The 17880-nt window shown below is 60.5% G+C and carries 19 protein-coding genes, 1 pseudogene and 1 riboswitch; of the genes and pseudogenes, 6 read left to right on the top strand and 14 right to left on the bottom strand.

The genetic code is table 11. The features are described 5' to 3' along the window. The first annotated feature begins 10 nt into the window (after positions 1 to 10). Positions 11 to 895, top strand: a complete 885-nt coding sequence (gene copD, locus ABID26_RS22465) for a copper homeostasis membrane protein CopD (RefSeq protein WP_354416482.1) — start codon at positions 11 to 13, stop codon at positions 893 to 895. A 4-nt stretch (positions 896 to 899) separates the two neighbouring features. Here copD and ABID26_RS22460 read toward each other — a convergent pair whose 3' ends face one another. Then, a complete protein-coding gene (locus ABID26_RS22460; RefSeq protein WP_354416480.1) occupies positions 900 to 1487 on the bottom strand; it encodes a histidine phosphatase family protein in 588 nt (195 codons plus the stop codon). A 105-nt stretch (positions 1488 to 1592) separates the two neighbouring features. Continuing rightward, positions 1593 to 1674, top strand: a riboswitch (adenosylcobalamin (AdoCbl) riboswitch). 43 nt (positions 1675 to 1717) lie between these two features. Between ABID26_RS22460 and ABID26_RS22455 the strand changes: the two genes are divergently transcribed. The 3 genes from ABID26_RS22455 to ABID26_RS22445 all read left to right on the top strand — a co-directional run bounded on the left by ABID26_RS22455 (position 1718) and on the right by ABID26_RS22445 (position 3404). Then, complete coding sequence (locus tag ABID26_RS22455; RefSeq protein WP_354416478.1) at positions 1718 to 1927, top strand: CbtB domain-containing protein; 210 nt, start codon at positions 1718 to 1720, stop codon at positions 1925 to 1927. Positions 1928 to 2030: 103 nt separating this feature from the next. Beyond that, entirely contained in the window at positions 2031 to 2771 is a 741-nt protein-coding gene (locus ABID26_RS22450) for a CbtA family protein (protein WP_354416476.1), read from the top strand. 6 nt (positions 2772 to 2777) lie between these two features. After that, complete coding sequence (locus ABID26_RS22445; protein ID WP_354416474.1) at positions 2778 to 3404, top strand: hypothetical protein; 627 nt, start codon at positions 2778 to 2780, stop codon at positions 3402 to 3404. A gap of 37 nt (positions 3405 to 3441) precedes the next feature. On the opposite strand, the gene ABID26_RS22440 is transcribed toward ABID26_RS22445, so the two are convergent. From ABID26_RS22440 to ABID26_RS22405, 8 genes and pseudogenes are all read right to left on the bottom strand, one after another. Beyond that, a complete protein-coding gene (locus tag ABID26_RS22440) occupies positions 3442 to 3738 on the bottom strand; it encodes an adenylate cyclase (RefSeq protein ID WP_354416473.1) in 297 nt (98 codons plus the stop codon). Between the two features lie 261 nt (positions 3739 to 3999). Then, positions 4000 to 5400, bottom strand: a complete 1401-nt coding sequence (locus tag ABID26_RS22435; RefSeq protein WP_354416471.1) for a PepSY-associated TM helix domain-containing protein — start codon at positions 5398 to 5400, stop codon at positions 4000 to 4002. Between the two features lie 124 nt (positions 5401 to 5524). Beyond that, positions 5525 to 6157 (bottom strand): SCO family protein, encoded by a 633-nt coding sequence (locus tag ABID26_RS22430; RefSeq protein WP_354416469.1) that lies wholly within the window; start codon positions 6155 to 6157, stop codon positions 5525 to 5527. After that, positions 6154 to 6690: a copper chaperone PCu(A)C gene (locus ABID26_RS22425; protein ID WP_354416467.1), complete on the bottom strand. Its 537-nt coding sequence runs from the start codon at positions 6688 to 6690 to the stop codon at positions 6154 to 6156. The genes ABID26_RS22430 and ABID26_RS22425 overlap by 4 nt, the downstream gene beginning before the upstream one ends. A 94-nt stretch (positions 6691 to 6784) precedes the next feature. Continuing rightward, complete coding sequence (locus ABID26_RS22420) at positions 6785 to 7174, bottom strand: hypothetical protein (protein WP_354416465.1); 390 nt, start codon at positions 7172 to 7174, stop codon at positions 6785 to 6787. A gap of 319 nt (positions 7175 to 7493) precedes the next feature. After that, positions 7494 to 8096, bottom strand: coding sequence for a hypothetical protein (locus ABID26_RS22415; RefSeq protein WP_354416464.1), 603 nt, complete (start codon positions 8094 to 8096; stop codon positions 7494 to 7496). 175 nt (positions 8097 to 8271) lie between these two features. Further along, positions 8272 to 8430 (bottom strand): hypothetical protein, encoded by a 159-nt coding sequence (locus ABID26_RS22410; RefSeq protein ID WP_354416798.1) that lies wholly within the window; start codon positions 8428 to 8430, stop codon positions 8272 to 8274. A 226-nt stretch (positions 8431 to 8656) separates the two neighbouring features. After that, positions 8657 to 8786: pseudogene (locus ABID26_RS22405) on the bottom strand (extensin family protein); the annotation flags it as partial. A gap of 113 nt (positions 8787 to 8899) precedes the next feature. On the opposite strand from ABID26_RS22405, the gene ABID26_RS22400 reads away from it, so the two are divergent. After that, entirely contained in the window at positions 8900 to 9697 is a 798-nt protein-coding gene (locus ABID26_RS22400; RefSeq protein ID WP_354416462.1) for a metal ABC transporter permease, read from the top strand. A 426-nt stretch (positions 9698 to 10123) separates the two neighbouring features. On the opposite strand, the gene ABID26_RS22395 is transcribed toward ABID26_RS22400, so the two are convergent. The 3 genes from ABID26_RS22395 to betI all read right to left on the bottom strand — a co-directional run bounded on the left by ABID26_RS22395 (position 10124) and on the right by betI (position 13360). Beyond that, positions 10124 to 11152: a hypothetical protein gene (locus ABID26_RS22395; protein WP_354416460.1), complete on the bottom strand. Its 1029-nt coding sequence runs from the start codon at positions 11150 to 11152 to the stop codon at positions 10124 to 10126. 202 nt (positions 11153 to 11354) lie between these two features. Continuing rightward, entirely contained in the window at positions 11355 to 12731 is a 1377-nt protein-coding gene (locus ABID26_RS22390; protein ID WP_354416458.1) for an amidase, read from the bottom strand. Then, the gene (gene betI, locus ABID26_RS22385) at positions 12728 to 13360 is read right to left on the bottom strand and encodes a transcriptional regulator BetI (RefSeq protein ID WP_354416456.1); all 633 of its coding nucleotides are present in this window, start codon (positions 13358 to 13360) and stop codon (positions 12728 to 12730) included. The genes ABID26_RS22390 and betI overlap by 4 nt, the downstream gene beginning before the upstream one ends. A gap of 69 nt (positions 13361 to 13429) precedes the next feature. Here betI and choX point away from each other — a divergent pair, with 69 nt between their 5' ends. Continuing rightward, on the top strand, positions 13430 to 14368 hold the full coding sequence (gene choX, locus ABID26_RS22380; protein ID WP_354416454.1) for a choline ABC transporter substrate-binding protein: 939 nt from the start codon (positions 13430 to 13432) through the stop codon (positions 14366 to 14368). 994 nt (positions 14369 to 15362) lie between these two features. Here choX and ABID26_RS22375 read toward each other — a convergent pair. Together ABID26_RS22375 and ABID26_RS22370 are read right to left on the bottom strand one after the other, a co-directional pair. Further along, entirely contained in the window at positions 15363 to 16757 is a 1395-nt protein-coding gene (locus ABID26_RS22375) for a hypothetical protein (RefSeq protein WP_354416452.1), read from the bottom strand. A 328-nt stretch (positions 16758 to 17085) separates the two neighbouring features. After that, positions 17086 to 17442, bottom strand: coding sequence for a hypothetical protein (locus tag ABID26_RS22370; RefSeq protein WP_354416451.1), 357 nt, complete (start codon positions 17440 to 17442; stop codon positions 17086 to 17088). Positions 17443 to 17880 lie beyond the last annotated feature (438 nt).

Raw genomic sequence — 17880 nt, 5'->3', positions numbered from 1 at the left:
CGGTGGACGGATGACGCCGGACAACCTGCTTGTGGCTTGCCGCTTCGTGCACGATGCCGCGCTGATGGCGCTATGGGGCGCCTCTGTCTATCTGCTGGCGCTGGTGCCGAGCGCTCTCGCCGAGCGGATCGCGGCCAGGCTGACCGCCCTTCGCCTGATTGCCGTGGTTCTTGCCTTTGTGTCGACGATTGTCGCCCTGCCAACGCAAACGTCGATGATCGGCGACGGCTGGCCCGATGCCGTGAACGGCCCGATGCTATGGGACGTTCTTGCCTCGACCAATATCGGCACGGCGTGGTTGGCTCAGGCTCTGGCCGGCGTCCTGCTCGTCGCGGCACAAATGCTCGCATCGCGCCTCAGGCTGGCGGCGACCGCGATCGCATCCGGACTTGGCCTCGCCGGCCTTGCGCTCAGCGGCCATGCAATGATGAACGACGGCTGGCAGGGCATCGTACATCCGCTGAACGACGCCCTGCACGTCCTGTCGGCAGGTGCCTGGGTCGGTGCGCTGTTGCCGTTGCTGCTCATCCTGGCGGGGGTCGGCAAGATGCCTTTTGATGCCGATGCCGCGACAGCGCTGCGCCGCTTCTCGAACGCAGGCCATGTCGTCGCAACCTTGGCCATCCTGTCTGGAATTGCGAATAGCGTCTTCATAGTCGGCTGGCCGTTCGGGTTGTCGTCGCCCTATCGCCTGTTGCTGTCGGCGAAGATTGCCGTTGTCCTGGCCATGATTGCGATGGCGACAGCCAACCGCTACTGGTTCGTGCCGCGTATCGGTCGGGCGAGCGAGTCGGCGCTCCACGCGATCCGAATTGGCACCGCCATCGAGATCGTGCTCGCGCTCACCGCGATCCTACTCGTTTCGATTTTCGGCATGCTAGACCCGAACTCCTAAAGAGTTAGTCGACACCGCGCTGCCCTTTCGGCAGCGAACCATGAGCGCGCAACACCCATCGAGTGCCATCACTACGAAAATCGGTGAGGCAAAGCGGCTCGACATCGATCTTGCTGAACGAAGTCAGCGGGGCACCGAGTACATGCACGATCGCCGCGCGGATGACCCCAGGGTGGGTGACCACAATGGTGTGGCCGCGCTCGGCAAGCAGGCGCTCCATCAGAGCCGAGCCGCGCCGGGCGACATCGGCCAGCGATTCGCCGCCGTGGGGTGCCGCGTCTGGATCGGAAAACCAGGTTGCAAAGCCTTCCGGATCTTCGACCTGCAGTTCCTCGAAACCCTTGCCTGCCCAATGTGCAAAATCCTGGTCAGCGAGCAGAGGCTCGATCGAAGCCTGGTGGCCCAGTGCCTCAGCGGTCTGCCGCGCCCGCAGCGCCGGGCTTGTCCAGATTCGATCAGCGCGGCGCAACCCCTGGCCGGTCGCGCCCGCGCGGGCAATCGCCTGCGGCTCCAGCGGCTCATCTAGCGGAAAGCGCCCCTTGCGCGCGGCAAGCGTTGCCCCGCTTGCGATCATCGTCAGGCGTACGATCATCCAAAACCGCCTCTGTGGCCCGGTCCAAATTGCGTGTCACGATCTCACGTCGCTTATTGACGATACATTGACGGCGAACGAAGCGCTGAATAGTGTCGGCGACGATACGGGATTGGAAGCCGGTGTAAATCCGGCACGGTCGCGCCACTGTGATCGGCACCAGCCGAAAGTCAGGCCTTCTTCCGTAGCATTAGTTCGATCAACGGGACGCAGTATCCCAGGAGAGGAAAATGTCCGACACCACTTTTGCACCCGGCTATGGCCCGGTTCCGATTCCGGTCCGTGAGCTTCTGCCATGGGCCATCTTCGGCGGCCTGCTGCTCATGCTGGCGATCTATTTTGTCGGGGCGGAAGAAGGCGCGACATCGCTGATCCGAGGCATGTATGTGCACGAATTCGTGCATGACGGCCGCCACCTGCTCGGCTTCCCCTGCCACTAGACCGGTTCAGCAATCGCTGAACCGCCCCGGGTTTGGGATAACGCAATTCCAGACGGAAAACCGCTACGCACTTTTCCTGGAATTGCTTGAAGGGAAGATTGACATGGTCGGAAAACTTTTGCTGCGCGGCATGCTGGTCGGGCTGGTCGCGGGGATTTTGGCGTTTGCCTTCGCACGTGTTTATGGCGAGCCGCAGGTCGACAAGGCGATCGCCTTCGAGGAACAGCAGGCGCAGGCCGCCGAAGAGGCGCCGGAGCCGGAGATCGTCAGCCGGGCCACGCAGGCCGGCATCGGTCTCGCAACCGGCGTGCTGATCTATGGCGCTGCGCTCGGCGGGCTGTTCTCGCTCGTCGTCTCCTTCGCTTATGGCAGGCTGGGCTCGCTCGGCCCGCGCGGCACCTCCGCGTTGCTGGCACTGCTCGGCTTCCTCGCCGTGATCGTGGTTCCGGGGCTGAAGTATCCTGCGAACCCGCCCTCGGTCGGCAATCCCGAAACCATCGCCTACCGCACCGAACTGTTCTTCATCATGATCGTGGTTTCCCTGGCGGCGATGGTGGCCGCGGTGGGCCTCGCGCAACGGCTGTGGAATAGGCTCGGCGCCTGGAATGCGACGATCGTTGCCGGCCTTGCCTTCCTCGTCGTCTTTGCGCTGGTGAAGGCGGCGCTCCCCGACATCAACGAGGTGCCGGAGCAATTCTCGGCGGTGGTGCTGTGGCAGTTCCGCGTCGCTTCGTTGGGTATCCAGCTCGTGATGTGGACCGTCATGGGGCTTGCCTTCGGCGCGGTCGTCGAGCGAGACCTCGCGGCCCGCGACCAAAGCGGCCTCGCCCGCCGCTACGCCTGATCCGCGATGCGCTGGCCAGCTCGGTTTTTCGCCTGGTCGGCCATCGCGCTGTTGTTCCTGCTCGCGGCGACGGAGGCCGAAGCGCATGGCTCGCGCTCGACGCCGCCGCCGCCTGGCATCCAGATTCCCAGCCTTACCCACGGCCAGATGGCGGTGATCGCCCGCTATCGCGGCGCCATCCTCGATCTAGCCCTCCGGCAGACCGAGACCGACCCCGCCTTCCGGCGGCTCTACAATCACGACACCCTGCAATACACGTACTGCCTCTGGGGCCTGATGCCGGGAAGCCTGGCTGACGAGCAGAGCCCATTCAATGAATGCAGCCATGCGTATCTGGCGACCACCAAGGCGCTGCTGGCCTACATGGCGAAGATGCCCTCGGCCCAGAACGAGGCCAAGTCGCTGATTTCCGACATCGACGCCGACATGGTGCGCAGCGGCGCCTCCTGGATCCTGTGCCAGTTCAGCGCCGAGGGCTTCAGCACCGGCGAGATCGTCGAACCGCAATGGCGGGGCGTTTTCTTCCACCTGCCCAGCCTTGCCGTGCTTGCGCTGGCAGCGGCGGCGCTCTTCGCCGCTGCCTGGTCGATCTTCGGCTCGCACGCACCACGAAACAGGTCAGTCGCCGCATAGCGGCTCGCCGGGTCTTCAAGGCCATGATTCACGTGCCTCAGTGGTTATGGGATTGCTGGAAGCCCGCTACGTCGTACTGAGATACGCTCTTGGGATTATTGGAGTTCTGCGGCTGGGTACCTGCGTACTTTCCATCGGCAACCCCATCAGGATTGAACGCTGAGCCAGGAGCAGTGCTGGCGTTACCGGGGGTAGCACCTCCGGTCTCTGCGGTACCGATCGTTTGGTTGGGCTGACCGGTCGTTCCGGTCACGGTGTGGACATTACCAGCGAAAGCCGCGCCAGTGGAGGCTATGAACAAGGCGGCCACTATAGGCGTGAGGAGATGTTTCATGGTTTATTCTCCAAAGCGTTTTCGATTTGGGGCGCTCAGGGTCTTGGGAGCGCCCGGCGGTAAGGGATAAACGCTTTTGGGATCGCCACTCGTCCCGAGCCTCGCGAACTCGTGATATGCCAGCCCGCTTGAGAGGTGGGCTAAAAGTGGAAGATCGCTTGCTCGATAGTGGGTTTCGCTATGCACAGACCCCCCGATAGCAGCCCGCGATTTTTCGGCGTTGCGGCCGACCCTTGCGCGTAGGTCGGCCGCCTTACCAATTCACGCCTCGGCCACTTGGAAACCTGCCTCCTTCAGGCGCCTGGGGAGCAGAAAATCGATCACAGCGAAGGCAACGATTGCCAGCCCGGTCAATGGAAAGATCACGGAGACGCAGAGCGCGATCGCCAGGATGGCAGCCGGAACCCGGTAGTTCTTCGGATAAAGCGGTGTCCCGAGTTGCCCCGCCGGCCTGCGCTTCCACCACATCACCGCGCCTGACAGGGCCATCGTGATGATCGCGAGGCAGAACAGCAGGTTGAGCGCGGTGTTCCACCAACCGAGATTGGCCTGGTGGAGCGCAATGCCCACCGCCATTGCCTTGCCGGCCAGACCATAGTCGGCGAAGCGAATGTCGGCGAGGATCTTGCCAGTGTAGCGGTCGATATGCACGGTGCGATCACCAAAGGGGTCGAGCGTATCGGCATCCATGGAGTCGGCCGAGATCGTGTAGACCCCGCCCTCCTCCTGAGGCACGTTGATGCGGAACTGCTCGGTAAAATCGTTGGCGCGAGCGTAAGCGGCAACCGTGTCGAGATTGACGGAGCCCATTTGCAGGCCAGCCGCGCCCGCCTGCGAGCCCGACATCGGCATTGGCGTCTGCTCCAGCGTCCACGGCACTTCCTTCAATGCGCCGTGATTCATGCCGGCATGAGTCTTGTCCGAGAGCGGAACATTGTCCCACTTCGCCGCCGGGAAGGTGCTCCAAGCCTGTACGATCTTGGCTCCCCACACGCCTGTCCAGGCGAGGCCCGACAGCAGGAAGAAGAACAGCACGATCGAAATGTAGAAGCCGAGCGAGACATGCAGCTCCTTCCACAGCGCGCGACCCCGCGTCCGCAGGTTCGGGACCAAGACGCGGCCAAGCGCCCGGCCAGTGCGCGGCCACCACATGTAAAGACCGGTAAGCACCAGCACGATGCCGAGACCGGCGGCGATCTCGATCAGCCGGTCGCCGACATCGCCCAGCAAGAGCGTGCCGTGGATATGGTCGGCCCAATAGAACCAGGTGTCGTCCTTGGCGATCGTGTCGAGCGCCTTCGGTCCGTGCGGATCGACGGCGACGACGTTGTCCTTGCCGTTGCCATTCACGATGAAGACGGTGGCGCGGTCCGGTTCTTTGGGCACGACCATCAACTTCAGCGCGCCACCGGGGATGGCGGCGATGGCCGTCTGCGATTGCGCCTCATAGGAGGCGCGCTCGCCGCCTGGCGCCACATAATGCTTGGCGCCAAGGAAGGTCTCGATCGAGTTGCCATAGACCATAATCAGCCCGGTGGAGGCGAGCACGAGAAGGAATGGGATGACATAAAGGCCGGCATAAAAATGCCAGCGCCAGACGGCGCGGTAGAGCCGGGTGCTGAGGAGCGCTTCAGGCTGCGCTGCAAGCGTTGCGGTGGACATGAGTAAACCTCTCCAATGAGGCGGCACGCATGACCGCCTGCTGTTTTGATCGATGAAGGGAGCAGCCGCATTCGGATGCGGCCGCGTTTGGAAAATCAGCCTCGTTTGGCGAAGCGATCCGGCCTCATGCAGAGCCTGCAATCAGTCTGCGCAATTTCGCGAGCCGCGTGCTCATCTCTTCGCCATAGGAGATCGTCCCGGCGAACTCGCCATTGGCGTCCATCAGGAAGATCGAAGCGGTGTGGTCCATCGTGTAGTCGCCGTCTTCCGTCGGGATCTTCTTCCAATAGACGCGGTATTCCTTACCCACCGCCGCAACCTCGGCTTCCGTACCCGTCAGTCCGATGATGCGCGGATCAAAAGACTCGAGATACCCGGCCATGAAGTCGGGCGTGTCCCGCGCCGGGTCCACCGAAATGAACAACACCTTCAGCTTGTCGGCCTCCGGCCCGAGCGTCTTCATTGCCTCGGTCATTTCCCAAAGCGTTGTCGGGCAAACTTCCGGGCAATGGGTGAAGCCGAAGAACACGGCGAACGGCTTGCCTTTCAGATCGGTGTCGGAAAGCTTGGCGCCGGCCTGGGTCGTTAGAGTGAACGGCCCGCCGATCGGAGCGACCGCGTTGACCGTCGTCTGAGCGGCCCGTGGCCAAACCAGCATCGCGGCGACACCCAGCACCATGATGGCGATGCAGGCGACCGCAACGAAAGTGCCGACACGCCTGGCAGGCTTGCGAGCGTCAGTTGGCGTGGTCGTCATGCTCGCCTCCCAGGGCATCGACCGCAATATTCGACCTCGACCGTGCCAGCCTTCTCGAAGGTCAGCGTCCCCTTGAAGGACTGGCCCTTCTTCACCGGCTGCTTGAGGTCCATGAACATGATGTGGAACGAGCCGGGCTTGAGCGCTACTTCACCGCCGGCGGGGATCTCCAGCCCGTCGGCAAGCTGCTTCATCGTCATGACGCCATTCGCGTCGACAGCCATCTCGTGAACCTGCGTCATGCCGGCCACCTCGCCGGTGGCCGAGACCAGTCGGTCGGGTGAGCTGCCGTGGTTCTTCAGCACAAGATAACCGGCAGCGACCTTGGCGCCTTCGGGCGTGGCCTGCGACCACGGATGGACGATCTCGATGTCGCCCACCTTGAACTCATGCGCCCACAGGGAGTGGGTCGTGGCAAAGAGCAGCGCGACCGTGAAGACGACGATGCCCAGCCGTTCTTCGAACGAGTGCAGGCGACTTGATTGATGGGTACGCGAAAAAGTGCGCGCAAAGGCGCGAAATGGATGTTGCATTGGATTGCTCCCAAACGGCTGCGCAAAACGGCGGCAGCCGAAGCCTGTGATCTTGCGGAGATGACGCCTGCTTGCGGCAGGCGGCGGTCAGCGATCAGGCTTGCGGCGGGGGAGCGCGCGGGTTTCCAGGCCGATATCCCTGTTCGCGCAGGTCTATCGCCTTGTGTTGCGTGAAGGCCAGGCGCAAGGCGATACGCAGGCCGGGCTCGACCTGGCCGGCATTGGCCGGCGCGGCGATGCCGGGCCAGAACATCGAGCAGGCGAAGGTGCAGCAGGACGGTGTCTTGGAGTGATCCGGCGTGCCGGAGCCGCTGGAATTGTCGTGATCCGAACCGTTCAGGCATAGCGGATTGCCAAAAACGTCCAGTTGCTGGCCAGCACCAGCCGCGCCGAGCGCGAAGGCGCCGACGACGGATTGGGTGACCAGCACCAGCGCGAGGACCAGTGCCGCCACCAGACGCGATGTCGCGGCACGCTTGACCACGATCCCCTCCAGTTCGTGCCTTGCTAACACCCCTCACCAGGAAGGAGAAGATGGTTTTCCCGCCCGCGGCGATTTGGACGCCACGGCAATTTGGACGCCACGCCGCGGCCGCGATAGGCCTCTGATCAGAGCACCTCCAGCAAGGGCGTCGCGTTCGCGGTTCGAGCGCCATGCCCGGTTCTCAGGACGGTGTCGTCCCTTCGAAATGCCTGCCTATCGAGGCGGCCTTTTTCTCAACATGAGGGTTCTCAGTAAGTTGGATCGAAATTGGATGGCGAGTTTGGGAAGTGTGCTCACACCAGCCATAAACCCGCAGCGACTAGGTCTCGCGATGCGCGGTGCAGTGCACCCGCGCCGCGCCGGCACTGGTTAATTTAGAGAAGCTTCGCAAGCAGTTGTGGGGCCGCGCCGTGGTAGCTAACGCAAACTTGTTCGGCCATCGAAAGCGAATACCACGCGCTAAGTTCGGCAACGAGAGCGTCGTCGTCTCCATTGACGGCGTGGAGCTAAGTCGTCCGTTCTTATCCATCATGATTGCTACAGTGCCGTTTGCGCTGTAGCCGATAGCTGCCATCCTCAACATGCGAGTGTCGCCCTCGACGCGAATATCGAACAAAACACAGCCATCCGTTTTTTCCACGACGTCACCCACTCGATCGAAAAACGGCCAATTCATGCTGGACAGGGACTGCTCGACCAAAACCAGTTCAACGTACTCGGCCATCATTTCGTGAGAGTGCGCGGCATGCTGCGCAGGACCAATGGGCGATGCACGGCTTATCCACACAAATCCGGACAGGTCTCGCTGCGGCTTCCTTGCCCCGGCATTACTGAAGCCGAAGCGCGCGACCTTATAGAGATGCTCGGTAATGATCCGAATTCGCTCCTTTCGCAAAGCCCGGATCTTGCGGAAAAGTAGCAAACAAAGTTCCCGCCCACGCGGATAACTGACTTAAAACATCAACATCGTTCCAGGAGCGCTTACTCCCCATTCCGACGAAGGAAGATGAGCGGCCGACGTGACCAATTTTCGGCTCCAGGCCCGCCTACAGGCGATGGGCCGTCCGGTTGGCGTTGCTGTCGACAGGACCGGCGCACTACTCGTCGCCGACGATGTCGGTAACGTCATCTGGCGGGTGAGCCGAGCGAAGCTGCGTTAGCGCCAGTGCTTTTCTGGCCGCTTTTTCCGCAACCGCGATCTCGAGCTGCTTTCGGGGCACGGCAAATCTTACATCTACCGCCGAGATGCGGCGCATTCTGTTCACGCCACTCGGCTAGCACGAAGTGGGTGCAGACTTCCGCCAGAGCACGTCGCCGGAAGTTCTCGCACAAGCTGCGTGATCCCTATGCGCCTCATCGCGGCAAGCGGAAAATACGACTGACAATAGCAGCAACGCAGCCCGTCGCGTGACGGCCAAGCAGATCGCATAGGAGCGGTTTTTGCTTTCGGAACGACTTGCCCAGGTTCTGCAACCCCGTCGCCTATTGGCAGAAGGTCGAGCCGATGTCGGCGTGGCTCTAGATCGAAGTGAAAGTGTAGCGCGTGTTCGGCATCGTTGCCCGGTCCGAGCACGGTCTTGAACGGTCCACACGCGGCCTTGCGCACGGCGTGGCCCGCCCATCGCCGGGCGACGACATGGGCGCGACCCTCCTCGCGAACAGGAGCACTTCTACAGTTCACATGCGGCCAGCCGGTCGGTGCTTGGATACGACGTTCGCGGTGCAATGGTCTTCTATGGGGAGCCAGGAACGCCAAGCCTGAGGAATGGGACTGCGACCGTTGTGGGCGCAATATGGAGGCGCCTTGCTCCTTGCCGCCTTGGAGACGATCGCCCGGCCGCTGCTCTTCGCCCAGCCTGCAGCCGGAACTCGCCGAGGCAAAGTTGCGTGCCGCTCAACCTCGTCTCGACCCTGTTCATAATCCTCGTCGCCGTCGCCACGGCCGAAGCGGTGCAGATCGTCGGCGCGCTGCTCGTCTTCGCGGTGATGGTGGCCCCGGGGGCAACTGCGCTGAGGCTGACGCGCGGCGTGCTCGCCGGCATCCGGGTCTCGATCGCGCTTGCCATCGTCATTGCATGGGTCAGCCTCTGGCTCGCCTTCCTAACCGACTGGCCGACGAGCTTCTGGATTGCAGCATTGGGTGCCACGGCCTTTCTGATAAGCGGCACGTCGCAACGCTCGCTGGCCAATGGCACTCCCGGAGCTCACCAGGAACCAGAAGCTGGTGCTAGAGGCCATTTCCCAGCCCGGCAAGCCGGTGAGCGCATACGACATCCTCGATATATCAAGCCGCATGGCGTACGCTCGCCGGTGCTGTGCGCCGGCCCGCATGCCCATTGCCGGGGAACAGCGATCCTGGCAGCCTGCGAGCGATGCGGACGGGTCACGAAGTTTTGCGACGATGTCGTCGATCTCAGGTTGGGCGAGTGGTCGAGACGGCAAAATTTTCAAATCGGAGTGGCAAGCCTCGAACTCAGCGGTCCGTGCGCGAATTGCCTGGCCGAGCAGACTGAGGCTCTTTGAAAAATGAACTCAGGATTCTCCAAGGAAGGGAGGGCCATGCAGCGTTCCGTGAACGCTCTCCTTGCCGATCGACTCCCGGAAACGGTGTTTCAAAGTGTTTTGCTCCGCCTGCGGTCAACGGTGGCGGCGAGGGCAGTGGCGCAACCACCGGAGGCTTGGCGGCAATTGCCGCGCCCCCAAGAAGAAGCGGAGCGCCGGGTCGACCTCGATCAGGACTGGTTCTGGCGGCTTGCGGGACGCTACGGCGTCGGCGTCGCGCCATAGTGATCGGCTCCTGCGGCCGCAGCCTGGAGCTACGCAGGGCCCACTTCGTGCCGAGCCTGTCCTCGACCTTCGTCCGGCTAGTGCCACACCTCACGGCGGCTTTGACGTTAACAACGGGCCGCGATAGCAGAAATTATGCGCTTTTCGGACCCAGCCTCCGCTTCAATCGCGGAGGCAGCCAAAAGGGGAAAGCGCCGCAAACAGGTATTTGAGCCGCCCCGCCCGCGTGAGACGCCATCCCAAAGTCCTGGAAGCGTAACGTTCATCTATCCGGTGAGCGTTTCGGAAAGCGAATGGTGTGTGGTTTTCGAGGAATCTGGCATATTGGTGCCTGCTCCATGTTTTCGATTGCTCGTAAAGGCTCTCATCAAAGACGATATCGTCGATGGCGCACGCCATCACGCCGGTAGGAGAGCGATTGAGAACGACCCATTCGGCCTGCTCGACTGCCATGCGATGGCCACCAACAGGCGCATCGCGGTTCGCGATCATGTTGCTGAAGTAAAGCACGTCCTTCGCCGGTATGCTTTGGCGCAGAAGGATCGGGAAGAACGAATATCCGGTGTCATCTCCCCAGGAATTCAGAACGTCCATTTCCAGCTGAATCGTGTCGAGACCCATGACTTGGGCAGCTTTTTTGAGGGTCATGATGGTCTGGGCATAATTTTCGCCCGAAACGGGACAATCGCCGCCATCACGGATCTTTCGAGTGAGGTGGACTTCATCGACACCCTTTTCCTGGAGCAGGTTTAGGGCATGTTGATGAATGTCGATCAGCTCGTTGCAAATCGCATTCACCCTCTCGGCTGAGAGCATTTGGACGCAGTCAATGACAGTTTTCCTCTGCCTGTCGGTCAGAGAATCGCAAGCGTTCCTGTCGGGGAAAAAAGGAAAGCGGTGAACACCGAAAGCCCTTTGAGCGAAGAATGCCAGGAAGGCATAGCCCAAACCCTTGGTCCTTGTGAAGCCGCTGAAAGGCTTGTCCTCCAAGCCCTCGCCATAGGTGATGCAGGCGTAAAGGAAATCATCCTTGATTGAGAAAAGCTGCTTTTCAAGACGGAGATGTTCCGCCTCATTTGTGAGAAACGACGTATGGCCGACAGGAAATAGCACGTCCTGCTTTGTCGTTTTCGCCATCATCGCTTCGGCCGCGGTCTTGTGGGGCGGTACGGGGTCGGGATCAGTACGCATGGTTTCTATCGTGGGCTGGAGTTGCGACGTTGTCGGCTGACGTTGTGGTACGTTGATTAACGAGCGATGGCGACGTGGTTGACCGCCTGTTGAAGGGGCGAGCATCTGGTAGGAACGACTCTCTCGACCCCTTGCGGACATTCGACCTGCCATGGCAATTTACGCTCGAAGCGGCAATCCAAGTGCGGCCCGGCGGAAACCTTCATGCCGCGTGAAACAGCTCCAGCTGGGCACACAGTTGCAAGACGAGGAGATCATCGCCCGGCTTGCCGCTGATTTGCACGCCGACCGAGAGCCCTGAGCTGTTTTTGAAAAACGGACACGACGCGGACGGCTGTCCTGAAATGTTCGATGGAATGGAGTAGGGAGCGAACCTGTACCCGACCGCGTTCCAGGCCTCGACATCTCCAAATGCAGTAAAGCTCAGAGACCCGACGTTTGGCGGGTTGGTCGCCAGTGCCGGCGTCAAGCAGACATGGATCGATTCCATCGAACCCAGATAGCGTGAGGTATAGATCTCGCGGGCGGAGCGTGCCCGCTCATGGGCGCCATTCCCCCCCGCCTTGGCCTTTTCCAGGAGATGCCACGTCAACGGCTCAAGCTCCCCGGCTGCCGGGGCGCTGCCGAGCTCGCGTGAGCGTTCCTCGACTAGGCGCACGAGGTCGAAAATCCACAGGTAATCGAACCAGTTGGACGCATCGAGACCCTCTGGATAGCGATATTCAATGATGCGGTGCCCGAACGATTCCAGAACCTGAGCCGCCCGGTTCACTGCCTCCTGCTGGTCCGGACCACAAGGTCTGCCTGCCGGGTCAGTGCAGCAGACCCCGACTGTTATCTGCCGTACAGGTCTATCGAGGCCTTCGAGATAGGAATGGCGCTGTGGAGAGAAATCGGCGGTGATGTCGAGCGATGCCGCGCTGTCGCGCACGGTGCGCGTGATAACGTGATCGGAGTTCAGCCCACCTGCAATCTCATCAAAGTACGGTCTTGTGGGATTGAAACCCGCAGTCGGCTTGAACCCGAACACGCCGCAGCACGCAGCCGGTATTCTGATCGAGCCACCAAGGTCTGTTGCGTGGGCAATCGGCACCATTCCCGCCGCAACGGCAGCGGCCGCCCCCCCGCTGCTACCTCCGACCGTCAGATTGAGGTCCCGTGGGTTGCGCGTGGTGCCATACGCCCGAGGCTCGGTGACAAACTCGGCAGCAAATTCCGGCGTGTTTGTCTTGCCCAAGATAGCGAGGCCAGCGCGGCGCCACCGATCGACCATGATGCTGTCAGGCTTTGCTGGCGCACCCTTGAAGAACGCCGAACCGAAGGTCGTCGGCATGTCCGACGAATAGAGGTTCACGTCCTTTAGAAGGAAGGGCACACCGCGCAATGCACTGGCAGCACCGGTATCGGACCGCGAACAGCTCGCGTCGAAATTGCGCATGATCACTGCATTGAGAGCGGCATCCCTGCTTTCAATGACGCTGATCGCAGCCTCGATCACCTCGCGCCGGGAAACCTCTTTCCGTTCGATCAGACGCGCCAAACCGACGCCGTCTCGAGCGACATAGTCCGAAACATTCATTCGGCGCTCCCTCGCGCCAACTGGCTGACCAGCTGGACGACGTAGTTCTGGAAAATGGCCAAGGCGTTCTCGGTGGTCACTCGGCTGGTCGGTTGGGCCGCTTTGACCCAGAGCCCGTCGATCATTGCCAGGAGACAGTTGACGGCAAAGTCCACCTGATTTTCGGGAATAAGCGAGCGCAGGCAGTAGGCGATATTGCTCGCCAGGCGCTTTTCGTAGATCGCTTGATAGCGCATCATCTCGTGATTGCCGCGCAGGGACGCCCAAAGGGCGAACCACGCCGTTGCGACCGCCGGCTGAAACTGCTCGGCATCGAATTGCGCCGAAGCGATGGCCAGAAGGCGCTCCATCGGCGTCGAAGCCGTCCGTAGTTTGGCGATCGTGGCTCGCGACAACTCACGGTTCAGATGACGCAGGACAAGCGTGTAAAGCTCGTCCCGGCTGCCGAAATAGTGGGTGATGAGGCTCGGCGAAATTCCCGCCTTCATGCCGATCTGGCGGATCGAGCTCTGCTCGATGCCAAGCTCGTGAATGGTATCGATGGCAGCCTCAATGATCTGCTTCTGTCGAATAGGTTGCATTCCCACTTTTGGCATCGTGTCCCTCCTGGTCGCGAGCGCATCTTGCATTTTTTTATTGCACACGCCAACAAAAAAGATATGATTGTTGGAGCGTACAACAAAAACAGGGGAACTCCGATGAAAGCCTTTGCCCTTTACGCAAGCGCCGCGCTCACCATCTTCATGGCCGCTGCACCTGCGCACGCCGATCCCGAGAGCTGCCGGAAGGTGAAATTCTCCGACCTGAGCTGGACGGACCTTTCGCTGACGAATGCGACGGCGTCCGTCATCCTGACTGCCTTGGGCTACGAACCCGAACAGACCATTCTGGGTCTGCCGGTGACCTTCGAAAGCTTGAAAAACAAGGACATCGACGTTTTCCTGGGGAACTGGCTTCCCGTCCAGGAACAGGAATTCAAATCATACGTCAACAACGGTGATGTCGATGTCATCACGACCAATCTGACGGGCGCCAAGTTCACGCTGGCCGTGCCGACCTATGTCGCGAAGGCGGGGGTGACCTCGTATGATGATCTTTCGAAATTCTCTGACAAATTCAACTCAACGATCTACGGTATTGAAGCGGGCTCCAACCAGCCGCTGCTCGACATGATTTCCGCCGGAAGGCACGGTCTCAAGGACTGGAATGTCGTGGAGTCCAGCGAGGCCGCTATGCTGACACAGGTCGACAAGATGACCAAGGGAAAGGAATGGATCGTTTTCCTGGCTTGGGCGCCACATCCCATGAACCTCAATTTCGACCTGACTTACCTGAGTGGCGGCGACAAGGAATATGGTCCCAACTTTGGTGGGGCGACTGTTCGGACACTGACGCGCAAGGGCTACCGCCAGGAATGCCCGAACGTGACCAAGTTCCTTGAAAACCTGCACTTCGACATCGACTATGAAAACGTCGGCATGAACGAGATCATGACCAACAGCGTCGAGCCGATAGACGCAGCGCGCAAATTGATAAAGCAGCACCCCGACATGCTGACCGCATGGTTGGATGGTGTGAAGACGTTCGACGGCAAGGACGGTTATGCTGCAGCCAAGGCAGCTGTGCTCACAAACTGACCTCATCGCCTGATCGGTGATCTGCGGGTCATTGATGAGCCTCGGGGACGATATCTCCCCCGCCCGAGTGCCGACGGGGGAGCGCCTTGGCTTACGGATATCGGCAATCCTTCGAGTGCACCGGCCAACGTTCAGCAGGAGGATCGCTCATGCTGAGATTATGATGCGCTCCCGGTGGCGGCCGCCCGTTTGCGAGTTCCTCATCGAAGCAATCGCCCTCTTTAGAGTGCTCGCCCATGGCTCAAAAGCGAGCAACATTGGATAGAGGAACAAAAATCAGTAGCCACACACCGATCACCGCGTTGGATTGAGGATGAACGGGACGAGGGAAGCGGTGAAGATGACATAGAAAAGGTCAGCCGAAATACCGAACAAAAGATAGGGCGTTTTGAAAGAATCCGACACAGCAGCACCCAGCATCTTTCATTGACTCGTACTGATAGGGATTATTGTCAGAAGGTGAAATTGTCGAAACAGACCTTAAAGCGCAGCGCTATTTTCCGTGACATTGACGAGCGCGCTTACAAAACTTGAATCGGCTGATCGAGACATTTTCCGGCATGTCCATCCTGGCGGACCTCCATATGAGCTCAGCCGGGTCTCCTATCCGGGGTGGCGTTAGGCGCTCAAGCCGTCGCGGGGTTCGGGGAGAATTGCGACGGCTCCATTGGTTTGGTTTCCATCATGGGCGACATTGATAAGATCTTCTTTCTTCGCGATACGGACGGCGCTTTACCGATGTTGCTTTAGTCGTTGGCGGTGTGAACCGGACCTACCGAGTCCGGGAAGGAGCGGAAGGCTTCTATTGCGGCTCTATCGCCCATTTGGGCGACCAATCGAACAGATCACGGCCGAAACGAACCTGCTCACGCGCTTTCCTGAAAGCCCGCATGTGGGGGTCAGCCGGCCAGTTGCAACCGCTGATGGGCATTATCAAAGTGGATTTCCTGGCCGCCATTCTTCCATGGCTTGAGCGAGCGGAACCAACCTTCATTCAAGTGCCATGCGAAGTCGCATGGGTTGGTCTTGGAAATTGCGATGAAGAACGCGAGTGCCGGGAGTGTTCGAGCACCCAATGCTGGAGTTGTTTGCCGGTTTCCTCGGCGGTGGCCTGCGCCAGATCGGCGGGCCGGATTTCGAAGACGGGGCCGATTTCGCGCATTCGAGGCAGCGTCTTCTCCTTTTCCGCCACATACTCGTCGGTGTCCATGCCCAGAGCCTCGACGATGAGTGAGACGGGTTCGCGGTTGCCATAAGTCGTCTCGAGCACGAAATCAGGCCGGCAAAGTCCCGACGGAGTTTCCCATGCGAAGAGCGGCTTCGATATCCTGATGCGCAACTGTGGGGCTGCCTCGAAGAGGGAGGCCTGCAGCCAGAATAGCAGATGCGAAACATCGCGTTCGAAGCCGGATTCGACGGGGAAAAGTGTATCGCCGTTATAGACTGGTTGCGCATAGGCCTGGATCGCCCGGATCGGGCCTTGGTCGTTCTCCTGAAAATCGGCATTTAGGATGGTGAGAAAGGGACCGCGGCTGGATGGATCGCCGCGCAGCGGTTGACGAACTTTCGACTGGACTTCGATCTTGCGCGGGTTCGAGGCGGGCGAGATCGCCTTGGCGGAAGCGCTGGTCGAAAAAAGCAGCATGAAACCGGTACGGCGCAGCGTTTCGGGCCAATCGGGTCGCGATTTGTCGAGCAGTCGCTGCCATCGGCAATCCGGCGTCCAGTAGTCAGCCGCCCAGGTCGACATAAGCGAACCGAGTGACCAGGTGCGCAAGACCTTCAGATCGCGCGCTGCGTGCCGCAGTTTCGAGATTTGGTCGTTGAGGCCAAAATTCGGCTGGTCCTGCAAGGGCGGGATAACATTCTCGCCTGCCTTATCGATCAGCCGCCACAGGATCACACCAAGTTTCGATGGCCGATCGTTTCGTTCGACCGAGCGCGCGGCCGCCGGCGTTTCTCGATCGGCTAGCTGGTCGGGGATGGCCGGCAACGCATCGATATAGGGGCGCTCGCTTCTTGGAAGAGGTCTGATGTGATAGCCGCGGTCGAAGAGGGCGGGCGTGTCGTCTCGATCGACATGAAAGGGGCAGGTGTCTGCGTGGTTCGGCCTGTCCTCATGTTGATGCGGATCTCCGTGATGTGTGAGGCGGCGCAGCGCGAACGTCTTTTCCTGCTGGATCGGCGCGAGCAACGGCTTGTGCTTGCCGGCGATGCAGTCGCATTCGATCCACCCGTCCATTGTTTTTGCGCGTTTGATGACGGTAAGAGCGATGCGATCATCGTCCTTGTTGCTGGAATTGCCGTACCAGGCGCGAAGCGCCATCGCTTCGCGTTCGGTGAGGAAGGCGAGACGGTGAGATGGGCTTTTGCGGACAACGATATGCATCGGATCTCAACAGCCCATCAGCCAAGACCGATGAAGGGGAGGGCGGCCGCAATTGCAATCGTTAGACAGACCTCAACAAGGCCGCGTGGACTCCAGAAGGAAAGTCTCGTGACACGCGCTTTGTCCGCTGGGTTGCCAGCGGCCGGTGCCCTATCGCCCGCGAGCGAGCCAATTGTCACCATCTGGTAAGCTCCGCTAAGGGGGCCGCCCGGCTTATCCTGAGCCGGTCGCAAGCTCGCTAAAACCGGGCGCCGATTGTCTCGGCCCGTTCGGTTGACGACCACGCAAGTATGGAATGCGGCCCGTCGGGACGGCCACGCTCTCGTGCCTACTGGTCATCGATTTGCCGGTTCATCGCGGCCACTTCTTGCGAATATGTTCCAATCGGAGTGTCGGCGCCCAGCGCTTCCGCGCGTACCGCCTCACAAAGCGCCGCCATTACGCCAACCAACTGCCCGGGCTCCTCGTCCTTGGCAACTGGTTGGAAAAAATCCCGCACCTGCCCCAGTTGCTCAATCTTGAGCAGATAATCAGGAACATCCTCAGGTTTCGCACCGAAGACGCGATTAAGTTGAGGAAACCGCGTCTCCGCCATCATCATAATGTCGAGAAGCACGCGCTCGTGCAGGTGAACATATTCCCCTCCTCCATTTTCGAAGCCTGCGTGCATCTTCTCCTTCTCCATTCGGTTCATCTTCCGTTATGACACCACAGCGATGAGGGAAATTACAACCCTATAAAAATGCAGACCGCATGGCGGGCCTTGTCGACATTAGTGTAGACCGACTTTCCGCTTTCGACGGGTCGATATTGTCGCTCATTTTCCTCGCTATCTGTGGAACTCCTCGCGCGTTCCAGGCAGAAAGCCATCGAGGAAGCGCGTGATGGCGGCATGAAATGGGTCCGAGATGGAGGCTCGGGTCGAGGCACATGATGATCATGCGGCCCGGCGTGGTCACCTCCTCTACATCGGTTTCGGCCGCATCCCGGCTCCCGTGAGCCTGTGTCGAGAGGCGCGTTGCTGGTAGCTTGCCCACAACTTGCGGGAGGTCTGGGCCGGCAGAGGCGGCGCAGGCGACGTCAAAAGCGACCCCCCTGGGCCGGACCACGCGCAGCAGGCAAA

Origin of the sequence: Mesorhizobium shonense, from assembly GCF_040545255.1 — a bacterium.
Taxonomy (GTDB): Bacteria; Pseudomonadota; Alphaproteobacteria; order Rhizobiales; family Rhizobiaceae; genus Mesorhizobium; species Mesorhizobium shonense.
Note: the sequence above shows the minus strand (reverse complement) of the source record. Positions and strands in the feature narration are given on the sequence as shown.

Bases quoted from the DNA above. Each gene is read 5' to 3' on its own strand.
- choX (WP_354416454.1), top strand. From the start codon at position 13,430: ATGAAAGCCTTTGCCCTTTACGCAAGCGCCGCGCTCACCATCTTCATG.
- ABID26_RS22450 (WP_354416476.1), top strand. From the start codon at position 2,031: ATGGTCGGAAAACTTTTGCTGCGCGGCATGCTGGTCGGGCTGGTCGCG.
- ABID26_RS22425 (WP_354416467.1), bottom strand. From the start codon at position 6,690: ATGCAACATCCATTTCGCGCCTTTGCGCGCACTTTTTCGCGTACCCAT.
- ABID26_RS22410 (WP_354416798.1), bottom strand. From the start codon at position 8,430: ATGCGCCGCATCTCGGCGGTAGATGTAAGATTTGCCGTGCCCCGAAAG.
- ABID26_RS22375 (WP_354416452.1), bottom strand. From the start codon at position 16,757: ATGCATATCGTTGTCCGCAAAAGCCCATCTCACCGTCTCGCCTTCCTC.
- ABID26_RS22455 (WP_354416478.1), top strand. From the start codon at position 1,718: ATGTCCGACACCACTTTTGCACCCGGCTATGGCCCGGTTCCGATTCCG.
- betI (WP_354416456.1), bottom strand. From the start codon at position 13,360: ATGCAAGATGCGCTCGCGACCAGGAGGGACACGATGCCAAAAGTGGGA.
- ABID26_RS22440 (WP_354416473.1), bottom strand. From the start codon at position 3,738: ATGAAACATCTCCTCACGCCTATAGTGGCCGCCTTGTTCATAGCCTCC.
- ABID26_RS22435 (WP_354416471.1), bottom strand. From the start codon at position 5,400: ATGTCCACCGCAACGCTTGCAGCGCAGCCTGAAGCGCTCCTCAGCACC.
- copD (WP_354416482.1), top strand. From the start codon at position 11: ATGACGCCGGACAACCTGCTTGTGGCTTGCCGCTTCGTGCACGATGCC.
- ABID26_RS22390 (WP_354416458.1), bottom strand. From the start codon at position 12,731: ATGAATGTTTCGGACTATGTCGCTCGAGACGGCGTCGGTTTGGCGCGT.
- ABID26_RS22370 (WP_354416451.1), bottom strand. From the start codon at position 17,442: ATGGAGAAGGAGAAGATGCACGCAGGCTTCGAAAATGGAGGAGGGGAA.
- ABID26_RS22445 (WP_354416474.1), top strand. From the start codon at position 2,778: ATGCGCTGGCCAGCTCGGTTTTTCGCCTGGTCGGCCATCGCGCTGTTG.
- ABID26_RS22395 (WP_354416460.1), bottom strand. From the start codon at position 11,152: ATGCGTACTGATCCCGACCCCGTACCGCCCCACAAGACCGCGGCCGAA.
- ABID26_RS22400 (WP_354416462.1), top strand. From the start codon at position 8,900: ATGGTCTTCTATGGGGAGCCAGGAACGCCAAGCCTGAGGAATGGGACT.
- ABID26_RS22460 (WP_354416480.1), bottom strand. From the start codon at position 1,487: ATGATCGTACGCCTGACGATGATCGCAAGCGGGGCAACGCTTGCCGCG.
- ABID26_RS22430 (WP_354416469.1), bottom strand. From the start codon at position 6,157: ATGACGACCACGCCAACTGACGCTCGCAAGCCTGCCAGGCGTGTCGGC.